Origin of the sequence: Thermoanaerobacterium aotearoense (assembly GCF_009905255.1) — a bacterium.
Lineage (GTDB): Bacteria > Bacillota > Thermoanaerobacteria > Thermoanaerobacterales > Thermoanaerobacteraceae > Thermoanaerobacterium > Thermoanaerobacterium aotearoense.
Genome location: NZ_CP047602.1, coordinates 1,964,701 through 1,983,109, shown reverse-complemented (window position 1 = coordinate 1,983,109; position 18,409 = coordinate 1,964,701). Strand labels below are relative to the sequence as shown.

The following is an 18,409-nucleotide window of genomic DNA, read 5'->3' as shown; positions in this document are numbered from 1 at the left end:
TATAATGAAAGGAGAGTTTATCAGTGAAAAAAATGAAAAAAATTATTGCCTCAATTTTAGTTCTTGCAATGTTGTTTTCATTAAGTGCATGTGGCAATAGTAATTCAAACAAGACAGCACAAAATAATAGCACTAGTAGTAGCAATTCAACAACTCAAAATTCAAACTCAAATAATCAGAAAATTAAAATTGGTGTATCTATTTGGAGCTCAACAGACGTTCTTGGTAGCCAAGTCAAAAAAATGCTTGATTATGCAGCAAATGCACTTGGCATAGAATTGATGTACGTAGATCAAGGGCATATTTCTGAAAAGGTTACAGCCAGTGTTAAAACGTTAGCTGCTGCTGGATGTCAGGGAATAATAATTTGTAACTCTGCTGACTCGGAAATGGCATCGGCAATTCAAACTGCTGATCAATATCATGTATATCTCGCACAGTTTTTCCGCATAATCAGCAAAGATAGAAGTCCACAAATATATGAACAAGCGCAGAAATCTAAATACTATGTTGGTGCAGTTCATGAAGATGAAGTAGTAAATGGATATAATCTTGTAAATATCTTGATAAACAAAGGCAAGAGGTTTATAGGTTTAATAGGATGGAATCCAGGTGATGCTACATTCCTCCTAAGATGGGAAGGCTACAAGAAAGCTGTTGATCAATGGAATCAAAATCATCCAAATGACAAAGTTTTCATGACAGAACCTGTATATGCTGGTACAACCGCTGATGGTGGTGCATCTGCAGCTACTTCATTGATGAATTCATATCCAAAGATGGATGCGTTGATCGTTGCAGGTGGTGGAGGAGATCCTTTAGTTGGTGCATTAAATGCTATTAAAAATGCTGGAAAGACTGGTAAAATAGGTGTCGTTTCTACAGACTTTTTGCCTGACTTAGGACAAGAGTTACAAAGCGGTGCAATGACTGCTGAATCAGGTGGTCACTTTGCAGATCCATTATATGCTCTTATGATGGTTTACAACGCAATAAGAGGTAAGTATGTAAAACCTGAAAATAGTTTTTATGAGATAAAGTTCCCGTATCTTTATGTTTCATCTCCAAGTGAATACAACGATTATCAAAAATATTTTGTAGATAGTTTGCCTTACAATACAGAAGAAATAAAAGCAATGGCGAATGATTCATTCCAGCAATTAGCTGAACAAGCATTGAACTTGTCTATAGACGATGTTAAGAAGCGTCATGGCGGTCAATAAAGTTCATAAACGTAAGCTTGGTTAAGTTTTAAAAAGCCGTCAGTCATAGCGGCTGACGGCAAAATACAAATTAGGCGGGTGATAATAATGAGCAGTAGTACAGATTTTGTCAAAAGGAAAAGTATTGATGTATACTTTAAAAAATATTTTGGTATTTTATTGTTAATATTACTTACAGTAATCTTTTGGTTTATTTTTAAAGTGATTTCGCCAAATAATTTTGGGACACCAGGAAGACTTTTATCGTATTTTCAATCAAGTTTAATTTATGCTGTTGGCGGGTGTGGTCTATATTTTATCGTTGCCATGGGCTTATGGGATTTTAGCATTGGAGCTAATCTTGTTTTATCATCAATATTAGCATGCTATTTTTCTCAACATTATGGATATTTAGGGTTAATTTTAGCGCCTATTGTTAGTGGGACATTGATAGGTTTATTGAATGGTATTGTCTATATAAATTTTCATATACCATCAATGATTGTTACTGTTGGACTTTCGCTAATATATGAAAGTTTAAGTGTTTTTGCGACACAAGGTCAAGAGCAAATTTTAGGCCCAAATTATCGTGCTTTTGGAACATACCCATATAATGTAATTTTAGCAATATGTGCCTTTGTATTTGTGAGTTTAGTTATTAAATATACGAAGATGGGAACTTACATGTATGCAATAGGCAGCAATGAATATTTAGCTAAAAATATGGGTGTTGATGTAAATAAGTTTAAAGTATTATCGTATGTGCTATGTGGTTTTTTAGTTGGTATCATGAGCATTCTAAATATCAGTTATGGAACATCTATGACTGCTGCATCTGGCATGTCATCAATGAGCATGAATTTTACACCTTTAATGGGAACTTTTTTTGGAATGTCATTTAGGAAATACGGAACGCCTGTAATAGCTATCATAATTGGTGAATTCATAATTTCACTAATTTTTAACGGATTTGTCGCTATTGGTGCTCCTACTACAATTCAAAACGTTGTTACAGGAATAGCTTTGTTGTTGATAGTTACAATTACTACAAAACCAGTTAGAGGCATTGTCGTCAAGTGAGGTGAAATATATTGAAGGAAGAAATTTTAAGAGTAGAAAAATTAAATAAATATTTTGGTAGTAATCATGTCGTAAAAGATGCTACTCTATCATTTAAAAGAGGAGAGATACATGGTTTAATTGGAGAAAATGGTTCAGGAAAATCCACGCTAGTTTCTATGATATCAGGTATTTATGAAATAAATAGTGGAAAAGTTTTTTTAGAAGGCAGAGAAATTAAGGTAAGATCTCTTGTCGAAGCAAATAGAAATGGCATTTCCATAATTGTTCAAGAGGCTGGTACGATATTAGGCTTAACTGTAGCGGAAAATATTTTTTTAGGCAATGAGGAAAAATTCATAAAACATGGTATTAAAAATATTGCATCTATGAATAGAGAAGCACAAGAATTATTAGAAAAATACGAATGCAGTAACATAAATGCTACAGATTTAATCGATAAATATAATTTTGAAGAGCGAAAACTTATCGAAATAATTAAAGCTATATATATTGGACCAAAAATTTTTATTGTTGATGAAACAACTACTGCTTTAAGCCAAAATGGTCGCGAACTATTATATAAGCAGATGACACGAATAAAAGAAGAAGGAAATACTGTTATTTTTATTACTCACGATTTAGATGAATTAATCAAATGGACTGATCGCATTACGGTGATGCGTGATGGTGTAGTAGTTGATACAGTTGATAGTGATTCAGTAACGGAAGATGATATAAAAAGATTAATGGTAGGAAGAGAATTAAGCGGACATTATTATCGTACAGATTATGAAAAACCTGTATTTAAAGAAACAGTTCTAAAATTAAGTAATGTAACTGTGCCAGGACAGTTCGACAATATTAGCTTTGATTTACACAAAGGAGAAATCCTTGGAATTGGTGGACTTAGTGAATGCGGAATGCATGAGATAGGTAAAGCAATTTTTGGAGCATCATTTAATAGATCAGGCGATGTTGTTCTTGGAAATGGAGTTAAGATTAACTCTATTGAAGTTGCTATAAAAAATGGTATTGCCTATGTTTCAAAGGATAGAGATAATGAATCGCTTATAGTTAATGATACAATTTCAGACAATATCTGCATTACATCGTTAGATGATTTAAAAGAACACAACATAATATTTAATGGTAAACTTAGTAAATTTGCCAATAAATATGCGGAAGTATTAAGCGTAAAGATGGAAAATGTAAATCAGTTAGTATCGGATTTATCTGGCGGCAATAAGCAAAAGGTTGCTTTGGCAAGGTGGATTGCTAAAAATTCTGAAATATTTATATTAGACAGTCCAACCAGAGGTATCGATGTTAAAGTTAAAGCTGATATTTATGATTTGATGACTGAGATGAAAAACCAAGGGAAATCAATACTTTTGATTTCTGAAGAAATTTTAGAATTAATAGGTATGTGCGACAGAATTTTAATAATGAAGAACGGAAAAATCAATGGTGAATTTATGAGAGACATTAATTTAACAGAGGAAGATTTAATAATGAAAATGATTTAAGTGAGGGTGAAATGTATGACTGACTTGCAGAATAGTGTTGAGATAAATGGTGTAAAAAACAAGATACAAAGATATTTGGAAAAGCCAATTGCAAGAAGCATATTACCAGTAGTAGGGTTGGTAGTCGTATTGGTTATGTTTACTATGCTAACAGGCGGTAAAATTATAAGTCCATTAAATGTAACATTATTGCTTGATGAAGTGTACGTGCTTATGATAGCTTCAATTGGCGTGTTTTTTATCATGACGATGGGATGCTTAGATTTTTCTCAGGGATCCATACTTGGAATTGCATCGATAGTATTTTCCTATCTATCTGGCTTTAATATTTTGTTGGCAATTGTAGGTGCAATTATTGCAGGAGCGATTATTGGAGCAATAAATGGTTTTTTTCACGTGAAGCGTAAAATACCTTCATTTATTGTTACAATATGTACAATGTTTTTGTTTCGTGGGCTTATTGCATATTTGACGACTAATTCACCTGTTTATGCGGTAAGTGATATTTTGAATTATAACACAGTAACAGTTAAATTAATATCAACAGGGGTAATTTTATTGATTGCTTTTTTAATTTTCCACTTTACTAAGTTGGGAATCTATTTAAAAGCAATTGGGGCCGGAGAAATTGGTTCAAGATTTGCTGGAGTAGATGTTGATAAGATTAAATGGTTAATGTATATAGTAGCTGGAATGATTACAGGATTCGCAGCATTCATAAATGTTATTGAAGTTGGATCTGTAACAGCATCAGGTGGAAGTATGTTTGAAACAGAAATTTTAATTGCATTAGTTTTGGGAGGATTACCAATTACAGGAGGTGTGATGGCGCGCTTTTCAAACATCATTACAGGTGTGCTGACATATAAGGTTTTGTCTGCAGGATTAAATATGATAGGTCTTACAACTCAAACTCAACAATTAATAGAAGGTATTATATTCTTGTTAGTTGTGGCGCTCTTCAGCGATAGAAAATCGTTGCATATTATTAAATGATATAGTAATTGGATTTTCTTAAGCTATAGGTAGTTTTTTAAATCAAATCTAAGATAAAACTTATTTTAATCCAAAGGAGTGATTATTGTGTACAAAGATGAAAAGCCCAGGATAGGTTTTTTGGGTATTATGCAGGAGTTATACGATGATATGTTGCCTGGTATTACTGAAAGGCAAGAGATGTATGCACAACAGGTTATAGGTAGATTAGGTGATGTTGCTGATTTTTATTTCCCAGGTGCTGCAAAAAACAGAAATGATATAGAAAGGATAGTTAAGGAATTCAACGATAAAGATCTTGACGGAATAATGATCGTGATGCTGACATACGGACCAGCCACAAATCTTGTGAATGCTTTAAGAAACAATAGGCTTCCGATTATGCTGGCGAATATACAGCCAGAAAGCACTGTGACAGACGATTGGGATATGGGGGACTTGACCTACAACCAAGGTGTTCATGGTGCACAGGATACTTCAAATATTATTCTGAGAATGGGCATAACTTGTCCTGTTATAACAGAAGATTGGCATTCTGATGAATTTAAAGATTTTGTGAATGATTGGGCAAAAACTGTAAAGACAGTAAAAGCTTTGAGGAATATGAAGATAGCACAATTTGGAAGAATGCATGGTATGTATGACATAATGGGTGATGATGCAGCTTTTACAAGAAAATTGGGGCCGCAAATAAACCAGGAGTACATTGGCCAAGTTTTTAGATATATGGAAGAAGCTACAAATGAAGAAATTGACAAAGTGATAGAGGAAAACAAGAAGAACTTTTATATAGATCCTAAATTAAGTGATGAGAGCCACAGATATGCTGCAAGGCTTCAAATAGGATTTAAGAAATTGCTTGAGGAGAAAGGGTACTCTGGCTTTAGTGCTCACTTTGATGTGTTTAAAGGCGATGGAAGATTTAAGCAGATACACATGATGGCAGCATCAAACTTGATGGCAGAAGGATATGGCTATGCGGCAGAGGGCGATGTAGTTACGGCAAGCCTGGTGGCAGCAGGTCATGTTTTGATAGGCAATGCACACTTTACCGAGATGTATGCGATGGATTTTAAGAGAGATTCAATTTTGATGAGCCACATGGGAGAGGGCAATTGGAAGATAGCCAGAAAAGATAGACCTATAAAATTAGTCGATCGAGAGCTTGGCATAGGAAAGCTTGATAATCCTCCAACAGTGGTGTTTATGGCTCAACCAGGCATTGCGACATTGGCATCATTAGTGTCTTTAGAAGGCGAAAAATATAGACTTGTTGTTTCAAAGGGAGAAATTTTAGATACAGAAGAAGCGAAAAATATAGAGATGCCGTATTTCCATTTTAGACCTGAAAACGGAGTTAGGGCTTGTCTAAATGGCTGGCTTAAAAATGGTGGTACACATCATCAGTGCTTGACATTAGGTGATGCTACTAAAAGATGGAAGCTTTTATGCGAATTATTAGATATCGAGTATGTTGAAGTGTAAAGGGGTTGGTAACATGGCAAAATTTTCAATAGGTATTGATTACGGCACAGAATCTGCAAGGGCATTGCTTTTAAATCTTGATACAGCAGAGGAAGTAGCTTCTTCAACGATGAACTATCCGCATGGAGTCATGGATGAGAGACTTCCAGACGGGACAGTATTGCCGCAGGATTGGGCATTAGAGCATCCTGATGATTATATAGAAGTTTTGAAAAAGATAATTCCAGATGTGATAATGAAATCTGGTGTAAATAAAGATGATGTTGTAGGTATTGGCATAGACTTTACAGCATGTACGATGCTTCCTATAAAAAAAGATGGTACGCCTTTGTGCGATTTACCAGAATATAAATCAAATCCCCATGCGTATGTCAAACTGTGGAAGCATCACGCAGCACAGCCTGAGGCAAATATGCTAAATAAGATTGCATCCGAAAGAGGTGAGGATTTCTTAGCAAGATATGGTGGAAAGATTTCCTCCGAATGGCTGATACCGAAAATATGGCAGATTTTAAATGAGGCTCCAGATGTCTATGAAGAGGCAGATAAATTCATAGAAGCGACTGATTGGGTGATATTGAAGCTTACTGGCAATGAAAGGAGAAATAGCTGTACTGCAGGCTATAAAGCCATTTGGCACAAGAGAAAGGGGTATCCTTCAAAGGAATTTTTTAAAGCATTGGATGAAAGGCTTGAAAATGTAGTAGATGAAAAGCTGTCAAGAGACATATATCCTTTAGGAACAAAAGCAGGTGAATTAACTGAGGAAATGGCTAATATGATCGGTTTAAAACCTGGTATTGCTGTTGCGGTAGGCAATGTCGATGCACATGTTTCGCTGCCTGCTGTAGGCGTAGCATCTCCAGGAAAGATGGTTATGATAATGGGCACGTCTATATGCCATGTAGTCTTAGGCGATAAAGAAGTTGAAGTTCCTGGTATGTGTGGAGTAGTTGAAGACGGTATTGTGCCAGGATATTATGGATATGAAGCTGGACAGTCAGCAGTAGGAGATATATTTGCTTGGTTTGTAGATAATTGCGTTCCAGATGGTTACAAAAAAGAAGCCGAAGAAAGAGGCATATCTGTACATCAGCTTTTGACAGAAAAGGCTTCAAAGTTAAAACCAGGAGAAAGCGGACTTCTTGCACTTGATTGGCTTAATGGAAATAGATCTGTCTTGGTTGATGCGGATCTTACTGGTTTGATTTTAGGATTGACACTCAGGACGAAACCTGAAGAAATATACAGAGCTTTGATAGAGTCAACAGCGTACGGTACACGCATGATAATAGATACATTCAATGAGTATGGCATAAAGATAGATGAACTTTACGCATGTGGTGGACTTCCTGAAAAAAATCCGATGCTTATGCAGATATACGCTGATGTGACAAACTTGGAGATAAAAGTTTCCAAGTCAAACCAGACGCCTGCGTTAGGTGCGGCAATGTTTGGCGCAGTGGCGGCAGGGAAGGAAAATGGCGGTTTTGACAGCATATTTGAAGCAGCTAAAGTAATACCAAAGTTAAAAGATGAAACATTCAAGCCTATCCTTGAAAATGTTGAAATTTACGAGAAGCTCTTTCAGGAGTACAAACTGCTCCATGACTACTTTGGAAGAGGTGCAAATGATGTGATGAAAAGGCTTAAAAACATAAAAGAGGTGGTTTCAGATGTTAGAGAACCTAAAACAACGTGTATATAAAATGAACATGATGCTTCCTAAAAACAATTTAGTCACAATGACAAGCGGCAATGTCAGCGGAAGAGATCCTGAGACAAATCTTGTAGTCATAAAGCCCAGCGGAGTTTTGTACGATGAAATGACGCCAGATGATATGGTAGTCGTGGATTTGGATGGCAATGTGGTTGAGGGTAAGCTAAAACCATCTGTCGATACTGCTACACATCTTTACGTCTACAGGCATAGAAATGATGTAAACGGCATTGTCCATACACACTCACCGTATGCTACAAGTTTTGCCGCACTTGGCCGGTCAATTCCGGTCTATCTTACAGCTATTGCAGACGAGTTTGGATGCGCAATTCCTGTAGGGCCTTATGCCAAAATTGGCGGGGAAGAGATAGGAAAAGCCATCGTAGATTATATAGGTGAGAGTCCTGCAATACTTATGAAAAATCACGGCGTTTTTACCATTGGCAATTCACCTGAAGCAGCCTTAAAAGCTGCTGTTATGGTAGAAGATACAGCTAAGACGGTGCACTTATCACTGCTTTTAGGCACACCTGATGTAATACCAGATGAAGAAGTAAAAAGAGCCCATGAAAGATATCTTACAAAATACGGTCAATGAAAAAAATGATGTCAGTTTAATGAAGGAGGACTTTGCATGATAAACATACCAGAAGTTAAAGTAGGAATTGTAGCTACCAGCAGGGATTGTTTTCCAATCACTTTAAGTGAGAAAAGAAGAAATGCGGTAGTAAAAGCATGTATTGAAAAAGGCATATCTATAAATGAAGTCACCACAACTGTAGAAAATGAAATAGATGCAATGAATGCATTGAAAGAAGCTTACGACTTAGGTGTAAATGCACTTGTTGTATACCTTGGGAATTTTGGACCTGAAGGTCCTGAGACGATGCTTGCCCAAAAGTTTGACGGTCCAGTGATGTTTGTAGCTGCAGCGGAGGAGACAAAGGACAATCTTTACGATGGACGCGGAGATGCGTATTGTGGGATGCTTAATGCGTCGTACAACATAAATTTAAGGAATTTAAGGGTTTATATACCGGAATATCCGGTTGGCTATGCAGATGAAATAGCTGATATGATATCAGATTTTAAAGATATTTCAAGAGTGGTGCTTGGACTTAAGAAGCTAAAAATAATGAGCTTTGGTCCAAGACCGCAGGATTTTCTTGCATGCAACGCCCCTATAAAACCTTTGTACGACTTAGGAATTGAGATAATGGAGAACTCGGAATTAGATCTATTTGAATCATTCAACAATCATAAGGATGATAAAAGGATTCCAGATGTTGTAGAAGACATGGAAAAAGAATTAGGCGCAGGAAATAAGTACGGAAGCATATTGCCAAAACTTGCCCAGTATGAGCTGACTCTTAAAGATTGGGTAGAAAAAAACATTGGTGCATCAGAGTATGTTGTGTTTGCAAACAAGTGCTGGCCAGCATTTCAGACACAGTTTGGATTTGTGCCATGCTTTGTAAATTCAAGGCTTGCAGCAAATGGCATACCTGTGGCCTGTGAGACAGACATTTACGGTGCACTTAGCGAGTACATCATAACATGCGCTACAGACTTGCCAGCTACGCTTCTTGATATAAACAATACAGTGCCAAAGGATATGTACGAAAACAATAAGGAAATCATAGGAGATTATAAAAATAGCGATCTTTTTATGGGATTTCACTGTGGCAATACCAGCAGTTGCATGATGAAAAATTTCTCTATGAAGTATCAAAGAATAATGCACAGGTTGCTGGAGCCAGACAAAGAGCCTGATATAACGAGAGGTACATTAGAAGGCACTATAAGGCCTGGCGACATAACTTTGTTTAGGCTGCAAAGCACTGCAGATACTAAGCTTAGAAGTTATGTAGCAGAAGGCGAAGTGCTTGATATAGATCCTATGTCATTTGGAAGCATTGGAGTGTTTGCGGTTAAAGAGATGGCTCGCTTTTACAGGCATGTATTGATAGAAAAGAATTTCCCGCATCATGTTGGCGTTGCATTTAAACATGCAGGTAAAGTCTTGTACGCCGCTATGAAGTTATTAGGCGTAGATGATGTTTCATTTAATCAGCCAGCTTCAATGTTGTACAAAAACGAGAACCCATTTAAATAAGATGTTTTTAAATTATCACCTGTTTAGATAATTTCAGGTGATAATTTTATTACCTTATTTTAAATAATAAAATAATTGTGACGAATATTTAATAAATATTTTGTCGGATTTGGAATTTAGTTATATTCTGAGTAAGCGATATAATTATATATAGGTAGATATGATGTGAGGGAGGATGTTTGATTTTGGAAGAAAATGTACCAAAATATCAAATAGTAAAAGACTATATTACCAATTTAATAATAAAGAACAATATAAACATAGATGATCCACTGCCGACGGAAAGCGAACTGATGGAAATATTCGGTGTAAGCAGACATACTATTAGGAAAGCTCTTGATGACCTTGAAAATGAAGGGTGGCTTTACAGGAAGCAAGGTCTGGGGACTTTTTGCGCAGATAGGAATTCTGTGAAAAGCTATGATAATAAAAATATTGCAGTCATAACGACGTATATAAACGACTATATATTTCCAAGGATCATAAAAGGAATTGATCAAATATTAGCTAAAAATGGATACTCCATATTGCTTTTCAATACGAATAACCGCATTGAGACTGAAATGGACATATTGGAGAACGTCTTGGCGAAAGACATTAGAGGACTGATCATCGAGCCTACAAAAAGCGCACTACCCCATATCAATCTAAATTATTTTGATGAGTTAAAAAACAAAGGGATACCGTACATTTTTATCAATAGCTTTTATGAAGAATTAAATCCATCTTACATCATTCAGGATGATGAAGGTGGAGGATACATGGCAACAGACCATCTTATAAAACTTGGGCACAAAAACATAATAGGCATATTTAAAAGCGACGATAACCAGGGGCTTAATAGGTATAAAGGATATGTGAAAGCCTTAAGGGAGCACAATATTAAAATCAAAGAGGACAACATAATCTTTTATACGACGGAAGAGATGAAGACAAAACCAAGGGAAAAAATATACGAGATATACTCGAAGTGGGTCAATAAACCGACGGCTATTGTCAGCTACAACGATCAAATTGCCATGTGGATCTTAGATCCGATAAGAGAATTGGGCTACAGCGTGCCTGATGATATTTCGATTGTAAGCTTTGATGACTCTGATTATGCAGAGCTTTCCAATGTAAAACTTACATCCATCATACATCCTAAAGAAGAAATGGGAAGGCTTGCTGCTTCGACTCTATTTGACCTAATAAAAAAAGGGAAAAAGGCTTTTGCAAATCCTGTAAATATTCGCATAAAACCTGAAATAAGGATTAGAAATTCTACTAAGGAGATCGAATTGGAGGAAGTGCGATGAATGATGGCACAAAGATAAAGGAGATAGAAATTTGCAGTGGCGCCTTGCATGATGTTCCGAATATATTGAATAAGGTAGGTATAAATTCTAAAGTATTGATCGTATGTGATAAAAATACTTACGAAGCTGCAGGATTGACTCTAAAAAATGTATTGGAAGATAAAAAGTACGATGTGCTGTTGTGCAATCTGAATAGAACTGGAAATTTAGTGCCTGATGAAAGGGCAGTAGGTGAAGTGTTGATACATCTTAATGATGGCATTGAGGCTTTAATTGCCGTTGGTTCAGGCACAATAAACGATGTTGTGAAATTTGTAAGCAGCAGAGCTAAAATACCGTATGGCATAGTTGCAACAGCTCCATCGATGGATGGATATGCGTCATCTGTGTCGCCTCTTATCGTAAATGGCTTCAAAAGGACTTACGATGCTACGTATCCAATATTTATTGTGGGTGATACTAAAGTGCTTAAAGATGCACCATATGACATGATTGCATCAGGATTTGGAGATATAATCGGCAAATTCACATCATTAGCGGATTGGTATGTAAGTAACATCATAACGGGAGAGGACTATTCTGAGGAAATCGCAGATGATGTGAAAAAGTCCCTTTATAAATGTGTAGATGTCAGCAAAAGCTTAAAAAACAAGGATGAAAGTGCTGTAAGTAAGCTTATGGATGCGTTAATTTTGTCAGGCATATCGATGCTTAAGTTTGGAAATTCCAGGCCTGCATCGGGTGCAGAGCATCATCTGTCACATTTCATCGAGATGAAAGAGCTTTCAAACGGGGAAATTCATCACTCCCATGGCGCAAAAGTAGGCATAATGACGAAAATCGCTGTCAAACTTTACAATACTGTATTTTCTTTTGACAGAGATGATATTATTGAAATGATGAAGGAAAGAAAGAGTGAATCAAAAGATGAGTTTGAATGTAGGATAAATAGAAATTTTGGAAAATTATCATCTGAGATTTTTGACGATATAGGTTATTACTATTTGGATGAAGCTGAGAGAAGAATGAGACAGGATAGGATTTTGGACAATTGGGATACGATGAAGGAGTGGGTATCAGAAAATGTACCGACGGTGGAGTATGTTGATGAGCTTTTAAATGACGCCGGCGCACCAAATGATGTTGCATATCTTGAACTTAAATATGATGACCTTAAAGATATCTTATTGAATGCAAAAGAGGTAAGAAAAAGGTATACCATTTTAAGGCTTGCTGAAGACATAAACATCGAGAAGATATTTGACATGGCGATAAAGAATTGAGGCCAAAAGCTCTCAATTCTTTATTAAATTCTGCTGATGATGCCGGAGCTTAAAAGAACGATGAGCCAATCCATAAGGCTAAGCTTTGCATTTCCAAATATATTTGCAATAGGGTTTACGTATATGGTTGCCAATAGCGTTGCGATAGATATGGCTACAGATGGCACCAACAATTTATTTTGTGATATTGGTGTAGGCATTTCTGCACGTCTTGCGTCAAATACATTGAACATCTGTGCCATGACTAAGTTTGAGTATGCCATGGTTTTGGCGATGACTGGATTTCTAAGTGCTTCACCGTATTTAAAGGCAAATAGCGTCGTAAATCCTATTAAAGAGCCTCTTTTGAGTATGTAGTTGTATAGTTTGCTGTCAAGCAATTGTGCATTTTCATTCTTTTTAAGTTTTAATGATGATGGTTCTACTCCTAATGCCAGAGCAGGTATTCCTTCAGTGACAAGATTTATGCTTAAAATCTGGCTTGATGTAAGCGGCATTTCCATGCCTGTCATGGATGCCATGGCTAAAGCTATTATTTCGCCAACATTTCCTGACAAAACGTATCTTAAAAATTTTTTTATGTTTTCGTTGATGCCGCGACCTTCTTTTATAGCCATGACAATGGTAGTGAAATTGTCATCAGCCAGTGTTATATCGGAGGCATTTCTTGTAACGTCTGTTCCGCCTTTACCCATTGCAATGCCGATATTTGCCTCTTTTACTGCTGGTGCATCGTTGATGCCATCTCCTGTCATGGCAACGATGTACCCTTTTTTTCTCAAAGCTCTGACGATCTTTAGCTTGTGATGCGGAGAAGTTCTGTAAAATATGTTTACGTCATCTATAAGGTTTATTAACTCATCGTCATCCATTTTATCAAGCTCTTGGCCTGAAATTGCTTTTTTGCCTTTTAAAAGTCCGATTCTCTTTCCTATTGACACAGCAGTGTTTTTTTGGTCTCCTGTTATCATGACAACGTTAATCCCACTTCTAAGGCATTCTTCAATAGTCTGACTGACTTCATCCTTTGGCGGATCTTCCATGCCTATAAGACCAGCAAATATGAAATCACTGTCAACGTTATTGTCTTCATCGTTTAAAATCTTGTAAGAAACAGCTAAGACTCTTAATGCTTTGTTAGACATTTCATCGTTTTGCCTGATGATCTTGTTTTTGTTTATTTTTCCTAATTTTATAGCTTTGCCTGACCTTAAAAAGTAGCTGCATTTGTTTAATATCACATCAGGAGCTCCTTTTGATATGGCCAACTTGTATGAAGCAGTATCGACTACGACAGTCATGAATTTGTTTGACGAGTCGAAAGGTATCTCATCAATTCTCTCGTATTGTTTATTCTCAATGCCAGCTTTTGCTGCAGCAACGATTATAGCACCTTCTGTTGGATCACCAGATACTGTCCAATCATTTTCTTTTTTTATCAATTTTGAATTGCTGCACATAGCACCGTATTGTAAGATTGAATATAGGTCTTTATCATCTTTTGGATTTATCTTGACATTGTCATGATAAAAACTACCTAATGGCGAATACCCAATTCCTGATATGATCCATATTTTATCGAGAGTCCGTATTTCTTTTACTGTCATTTCGTTTTTTGTAAGTGTACCAGTTTTATCGGTACATATTACATTGGCTACTCCCAATGTTTCTACAGAATTAAGTTTTCTCACTATAGCATTTCTTTTTGCCATTCGCTGTACACCGTAAGCTAAAGCTATCGTCACGATTGTAGATAAGCCTTCTGGTATGGCTCCTATAGCAAGGCTTATGCCTATTCCAAGCATCTGCGAGAAGGATTTGCCTCTTATTATTCCGCTTAAGAAAATGCTGAAGCTGATAATTATGATTGCTACTGTTATGTTTTTTCCTAAAACTTCAAGGCTTTTGTTAAGTGGCGATAAAACATTTCTTTCTTCATTTAGCATTTTTGCAATTTTGCCTATTTCTGTTGACATTCCGGTTGAGACTATGATAAGCTTGCCGTATCCTTTGGTGATGCTTGTTCCCATGTAAGCCATGTTTTTTCGTTCAGCTAATGGGATATCATCTTTTAGTATCACCAAATCGTGCTTTGACGATGGATGGGACTCACCTGTCAAACAGCTTTCATCAGTCTCAAGATTTTTACATTCAACGATGCGACCATCCGCAGGAACAATGTCTCCTGGATTTACGATCACTACATCTCCTGGTACAAGTTCTGATGAGCTTAACAATGATATTTTACCGTCTCTTAAAACAGATGATCGAGGCGATGTCAACTTGTGCAGCGATTCTAAAGATTTTTCCGCATTGTACTCTTGAAGCACTCCAAGGCTTGATTCTATTACGACAATCGATATTATCACGATAGAATCAGCTACATCTCCAATCAAAAAAGAAATACCGCCTGCAAAAAGAAGTATCTTAAATAGGTAGTTGTTAACTTGACTTAACATCATTTTAAAGAAGGATGGTTTATTTCCGCTTATCAGTTGGTTCAAACCGTATGTACTCAGTCTTTTTTTAGCTTCAACTGTTGATAGCCCATTGTCAATATCTGAGTTTAGGACTTTTTCTATTTGCCTCTTTGTCATGATGTGCCAAGGGTATTGAGCTTGTTGTTTCATAGGGAAAATATCTTTACCATCTCTTATATTGAATTTTATCTTGTATATTTCTTTCTTTATGTCTTCGACTTTTAAACTGCTGTCAAAAGCAACGATTATATTTCCTGTCATTGGGTTTGCTGTTACGCTTAATATTCCACTTTTGAGGGATAGATTTTTTTCCAGCCTTTTCGCTAATAATTCATTTCTGTATAGGCCGTTTACGGAGAACCTGATTCGCTTCGTATATGATGTATATTTTCTTATGAGTTCCATCTTCATACCTCCAGAACGTCTTATAATAAAAATATTTTGTCCAAAATTTTTTATTTCACAGAAGGAAAAATTATGAATGACAGCTTTCGATGACTTTCATTAATATTATTTGTAAATGGCGGTTAAAATAAATAAAAATAGACAGGAGGTTTTTAAGATGAGCAAAGAATTTTGGATTGGCGTAGGAGCATTGGGAATAGCACTTTTATTGGCGAAGCCGGCAAAGAAATTAGCGGTAGGGCTTGTAGGCACTGCCATGATTCTTGCCGATAAAGGCAAAGAATTGGCTATAAACGTGAAAGAAGAAGTAGAAGACATAATAGCCGAAGCCCAGTATCAACATACTCAATCAAAAATAAAGACACAGCCTGAAACAGCAGATAATCCCTCATAAGAGGGATTATGCGTGTATTTGGAGGATTTGACATGATAAGAGAGATTTTTTCGCTGCCTGGATTAGCACGATTAAGCTTTGATGTACTTTACAAAGACAAATCCATTGAGAAAAAGATTAATCATTATTTAAAAAGATCTAAAGGGATCAAATATATAAGTGCCAGCAGTGTTACTGGAAAAGTGCTTGTCAAATACGAAGGCAAGACAATAGAAGAAATAAAAAGAGAAATCATAAATGCTATTTTCAAAGATAATGTAGATGATAATGTAAAGCCGTATGAACCAGAAGATTTACCGCTTAAGACTCAATTTGTGATGGTATTTATGCCATTGGCTGCTACGATTTACACCGCATTAAAGCGCATATTTGCTGGTAAATCGCCGTTAAGCGGCCATTATGGGTTATTAAGCATGTCATCAATTGTGTCGATTGTGGCTGGATACCCAATATTTAGAAGTGGCATAAATACACTGTTTAAGGAACACAAAATAAATGGCGATTTGATGATAACAGTTGCTACAACTATAATGCTTTTTATAAGAGAAAGCATATTAGGGCTTGTGGTAATTTTTCTCGTCAATTTAAGTGTCCTTATTCACTCGTTAAACATACACTATAATAAAAAAGCACTTGAAAGCTTCCTTAAATTAAAGCCAGGTAAAGTGTGGATGGCATTAGAAGGAAGAGAAATAGAAGTGCCTGTAGAGGAGCTTAATGAAGGCGATGTGATTTCGCTTAAAAAAGGTGATGTGGCGCCGTATGAATGCGAAGTAGTTGAAGGCAGTGCAATTGTAGATGAAAAGTATATACGAGGAAAAGTAAAGTACGTCAAAAAGCAAAAAGGCGATAAAATCGTAGAATCATCTTTGATCGTCGATGGAGAAGTAAAGGGCAGAATAACTGATATTGAGGCAAATGAAAGCATAGAAGATCTGTACAAGATTGTGGAATTAGAATCAAAGGAGAAGTATATTACAAATACTGCTGATGTATATATCAACAAAATTATACCGCTGTCTTTTATCATTACAGGGCTTGTGGCGCTTTATACAAATGATATATTGAAGGGAATATCATCAATGCTTGTTTTATGTCCATGTACTTTTGCACATGGTTCTACTGGTGTCTACGGCATAGCTGTCAAAAATGCGGCGAAGAGAGGTATATTGATAAAAAGTTCATCTGCAATCGAAAATATGGCAAAAGCTGATGTGCTGATTTTTGACAAAACGGGAACTCTTACGGAAGGCAGACCTATTGTAAGCGAAATTTTGCCGTCATCAAATACTGACAAAAATCATATATTAAAGATAGCTGCGTCTGCAGAATCTGGTGTCATACATCCTGTAGCATTGTCTATAATTAAAAAAGCAGATGATATGGGAATAAAAGTAGAAGATTTTTCTCATGGCAAAGAAGTCAAAAGCATGGGTGCTTTTGCTTATGTAGATGGGAAACAATTGCACGTTGGCAACGAAAGGTTTATGGAGATAAACAACATTGATCTACATGATGTGGAGGATCTCAGCAATGTTTTAAAAAACCTAAATAGAGGTGTGATATACGTTGCTGTTGATGGGAATGCTATTGGCGTCATCGGAATGAAAGACGTGCTTAAGAAGAAAAGCAAAGCTGCAGTAGAATTTACACGATCATTAGGCTTTAACGATGATGGTATCTATATTTTATCAGGTGATGATAAAGAACCCACAGATAGAGTGGCTTATGAATTAGGTATAGTAAATGCGTTTAGCAGTGTATCGCCTGATGAGAAGAAGAATTTTGTAAAAAGGCAAAAGGATGATGGCAGAACTGTCGTAATGGTCGGCGATGGACTAAATGATGTGAAGGCGATGAGAAGCGCTGATGTTGGAATCATTTTGGGAAGGCCCATAAGTAAGAAGATATTAAAAGCCCTCGATGTGGCTGTAATCGACGAAAACCCTTTAAAAATACCGTATTTGATAGAGCTATCAAGGTATTCAAAGGAAGTGATAAATCAAAATCATGTTATAGCATCGATGATGAGCTATGTAGAATACATCATGACGCTTTTTGGCAAAGTGAATCCATTTATGGCAGCAATGCTGCACAGCATTAATCAGATGATCGTGTTGGCCAATTCGCTTAAAGTCTATAAATATTCATCAAGGAGGATTATTTCTGATGGAAGAAATGAAAAAGAAATTCGAAGAAGCTTCGAAAGTTTTACGACAGACGGTTGACATATCATTTACAGAGTATTCAAAAGACAAATCAACTAAAAATGAAATTGTAAAATTGTGGCAGTTAACAATTAACGATTTTTTACAATATGCGGTAAAGATGAGCGAAAAACATCAGGCTAAAGAATTGTACAAATCAATTGCAAGAGCACTCATTTTTGGAAAATAGCGATTTAATAATATATTTTTTTCGGGATAAAATAATAGAAGAACC

Annotated in this window: 14 protein-coding genes; 13 read left to right on the top strand and 1 reads right to left on the bottom strand. The window is 36.2% G+C overall.

Features of this window, described 5'->3' with window-relative positions; all coding sequences use genetic code 11:
- Positions 1 to 32: 32 nt before the first annotated feature.
- The 10 genes from GSH73_RS09920 to GSH73_RS09875 all read left to right on the top strand — a co-directional run bounded on the left by GSH73_RS09920 (position 33) and on the right by GSH73_RS09875 (position 12,688).
- Positions 33 to 1,223 (top strand): sugar ABC transporter substrate-binding protein, encoded by a 1,191-nt coding sequence (locus tag GSH73_RS09920; protein ID WP_084214989.1) that lies wholly within the window; start codon positions 33 to 35, stop codon positions 1,221 to 1,223.
- 87 nt (positions 1,224 to 1,310) lie between these two features.
- The gene (locus tag GSH73_RS09915) at positions 1,311 to 2,282 is read left to right on the top strand and encodes an ABC transporter permease (protein ID WP_014758170.1); all 972 of its coding nucleotides are present in this window, start codon (positions 1,311 to 1,313) and stop codon (positions 2,280 to 2,282) included.
- A gap of 11 nt (positions 2,283 to 2,293) precedes the next feature.
- Positions 2,294 to 3,790 carry a sugar ABC transporter ATP-binding protein gene (locus tag GSH73_RS09910; protein WP_014758171.1) on the top strand — a complete coding sequence of 499 codons (1,497 nt, stop codon included), beginning with the start codon at positions 2,294 to 2,296 and terminating at the stop codon, positions 3,788 to 3,790.
- A 15-nt stretch (positions 3,791 to 3,805) separates the two neighbouring features.
- Entirely contained in the window at positions 3,806 to 4,786 is a 981-nt protein-coding gene (locus GSH73_RS09905; RefSeq protein WP_014758172.1) for an ABC transporter permease, read from the top strand.
- 87 nt (positions 4,787 to 4,873) lie between these two features.
- Positions 4,874 to 6,271, top strand: a complete 1,398-nt coding sequence (locus GSH73_RS09900) for an L-fucose/L-arabinose isomerase family protein (RefSeq protein ID WP_014758173.1) — start codon at positions 4,874 to 4,876, stop codon at positions 6,269 to 6,271.
- Between the two features lie 13 nt (positions 6,272 to 6,284).
- Positions 6,285 to 7,979, top strand: coding sequence for a ribulokinase (locus GSH73_RS09895; protein WP_014758174.1), 1,695 nt, complete (start codon positions 6,285 to 6,287; stop codon positions 7,977 to 7,979).
- Entirely contained in the window at positions 7,948 to 8,589 is a 642-nt protein-coding gene (locus GSH73_RS09890) for an L-ribulose-5-phosphate 4-epimerase (protein ID WP_014758175.1), read from the top strand. The genes GSH73_RS09895 and GSH73_RS09890 overlap by 32 nt, the downstream gene beginning before the upstream one ends.
- A gap of 36 nt (positions 8,590 to 8,625) precedes the next feature.
- On the top strand, positions 8,626 to 10,107 hold the full coding sequence (locus GSH73_RS09885) for an L-fucose/L-arabinose isomerase family protein (protein WP_014758176.1): 1,482 nt from the start codon (positions 8,626 to 8,628) through the stop codon (positions 10,105 to 10,107).
- 185 nt (positions 10,108 to 10,292) lie between these two features.
- Positions 10,293 to 11,405 carry a GntR family transcriptional regulator gene (locus GSH73_RS09880; protein ID WP_014758177.1) on the top strand — a complete coding sequence of 371 codons (1,113 nt, stop codon included), beginning with the start codon at positions 10,293 to 10,295 and terminating at the stop codon, positions 11,403 to 11,405.
- Complete coding sequence (locus GSH73_RS09875) at positions 11,402 to 12,688, top strand: sn-glycerol-1-phosphate dehydrogenase (RefSeq protein WP_014758178.1); 1,287 nt, start codon at positions 11,402 to 11,404, stop codon at positions 12,686 to 12,688. The genes GSH73_RS09880 and GSH73_RS09875 overlap by 4 nt, the downstream gene beginning before the upstream one ends.
- A 23-nt stretch (positions 12,689 to 12,711) precedes the next feature.
- Here GSH73_RS09875 and GSH73_RS09870 read toward each other — a convergent pair whose 3' ends face one another.
- Positions 12,712 to 15,573, bottom strand: coding sequence for a cation-translocating P-type ATPase (locus GSH73_RS09870; protein ID WP_014758179.1), 2,862 nt, complete (start codon positions 15,571 to 15,573; stop codon positions 12,712 to 12,714).
- Positions 15,574 to 15,730: 157 nt separating this feature from the next.
- On the opposite strand from GSH73_RS09870, the gene GSH73_RS09865 reads away from it, so the two are divergent.
- Genes GSH73_RS09865 through GSH73_RS09855 form a run of 3 tightly spaced genes read left to right on the top strand, consistent with a single transcriptional unit; the run spans position 15,731 to position 18,364 of the window.
- Positions 15,731 to 15,967, top strand: coding sequence for a hypothetical protein (locus tag GSH73_RS09865; RefSeq protein ID WP_013787363.1), 237 nt, complete (start codon positions 15,731 to 15,733; stop codon positions 15,965 to 15,967).
- Positions 15,968 to 15,999: 32 nt separating this feature from the next.
- A complete protein-coding gene (locus GSH73_RS09860; protein ID WP_014758180.1) occupies positions 16,000 to 18,195 on the top strand; it encodes a heavy metal translocating P-type ATPase in 2,196 nt (731 codons plus the stop codon).
- On the top strand, positions 18,137 to 18,364 hold the full coding sequence (locus GSH73_RS09855) for a hypothetical protein (protein ID WP_014758181.1): 228 nt from the start codon (positions 18,137 to 18,139) through the stop codon (positions 18,362 to 18,364). Before GSH73_RS09860 ends, GSH73_RS09855 begins: the two co-directional genes overlap by 59 nt.
- Positions 18,365 to 18,409 lie beyond the last annotated feature (45 nt).

Excerpts from the sequence above, each read along its gene's own strand:
- GSH73_RS09920 (WP_084214989.1), top strand. The coding sequence starts at position 33 with ATGAAAAAAATTATTGCCTCAATTTTAGTTCTTGCAATGTTGTTTTCA.
- GSH73_RS09915 (WP_014758170.1), top strand. The coding sequence starts at position 1,311 with ATGAGCAGTAGTACAGATTTTGTCAAAAGGAAAAGTATTGATGTATAC.
- GSH73_RS09905 (WP_014758172.1), top strand. The coding sequence starts at position 3,806 with ATGACTGACTTGCAGAATAGTGTTGAGATAAATGGTGTAAAAAACAAG.
- GSH73_RS09895 (WP_014758174.1), top strand. The coding sequence starts at position 6,285 with ATGGCAAAATTTTCAATAGGTATTGATTACGGCACAGAATCTGCAAGG.
- GSH73_RS09890 (WP_014758175.1), top strand. The coding sequence starts at position 7,948 with ATGTTAGAGAACCTAAAACAACGTGTATATAAAATGAACATGATGCTT.
- GSH73_RS09885 (WP_014758176.1), top strand. The coding sequence starts at position 8,626 with ATGATAAACATACCAGAAGTTAAAGTAGGAATTGTAGCTACCAGCAGG.
- GSH73_RS09875 (WP_014758178.1), top strand. The coding sequence starts at position 11,402 with ATGAATGATGGCACAAAGATAAAGGAGATAGAAATTTGCAGTGGCGCC.
- GSH73_RS09870 (WP_014758179.1), bottom strand. The coding sequence starts at position 15,573 with ATGGAACTCATAAGAAAATATACATCATATACGAAGCGAATCAGGTTC.
- GSH73_RS09865 (WP_013787363.1), top strand. The coding sequence starts at position 15,731 with ATGAGCAAAGAATTTTGGATTGGCGTAGGAGCATTGGGAATAGCACTT.
- GSH73_RS09860 (WP_014758180.1), top strand. The coding sequence starts at position 16,000 with ATGATAAGAGAGATTTTTTCGCTGCCTGGATTAGCACGATTAAGCTTT.
- GSH73_RS09855 (WP_014758181.1), top strand. The coding sequence starts at position 18,137 with ATGGAAGAAATGAAAAAGAAATTCGAAGAAGCTTCGAAAGTTTTACGA.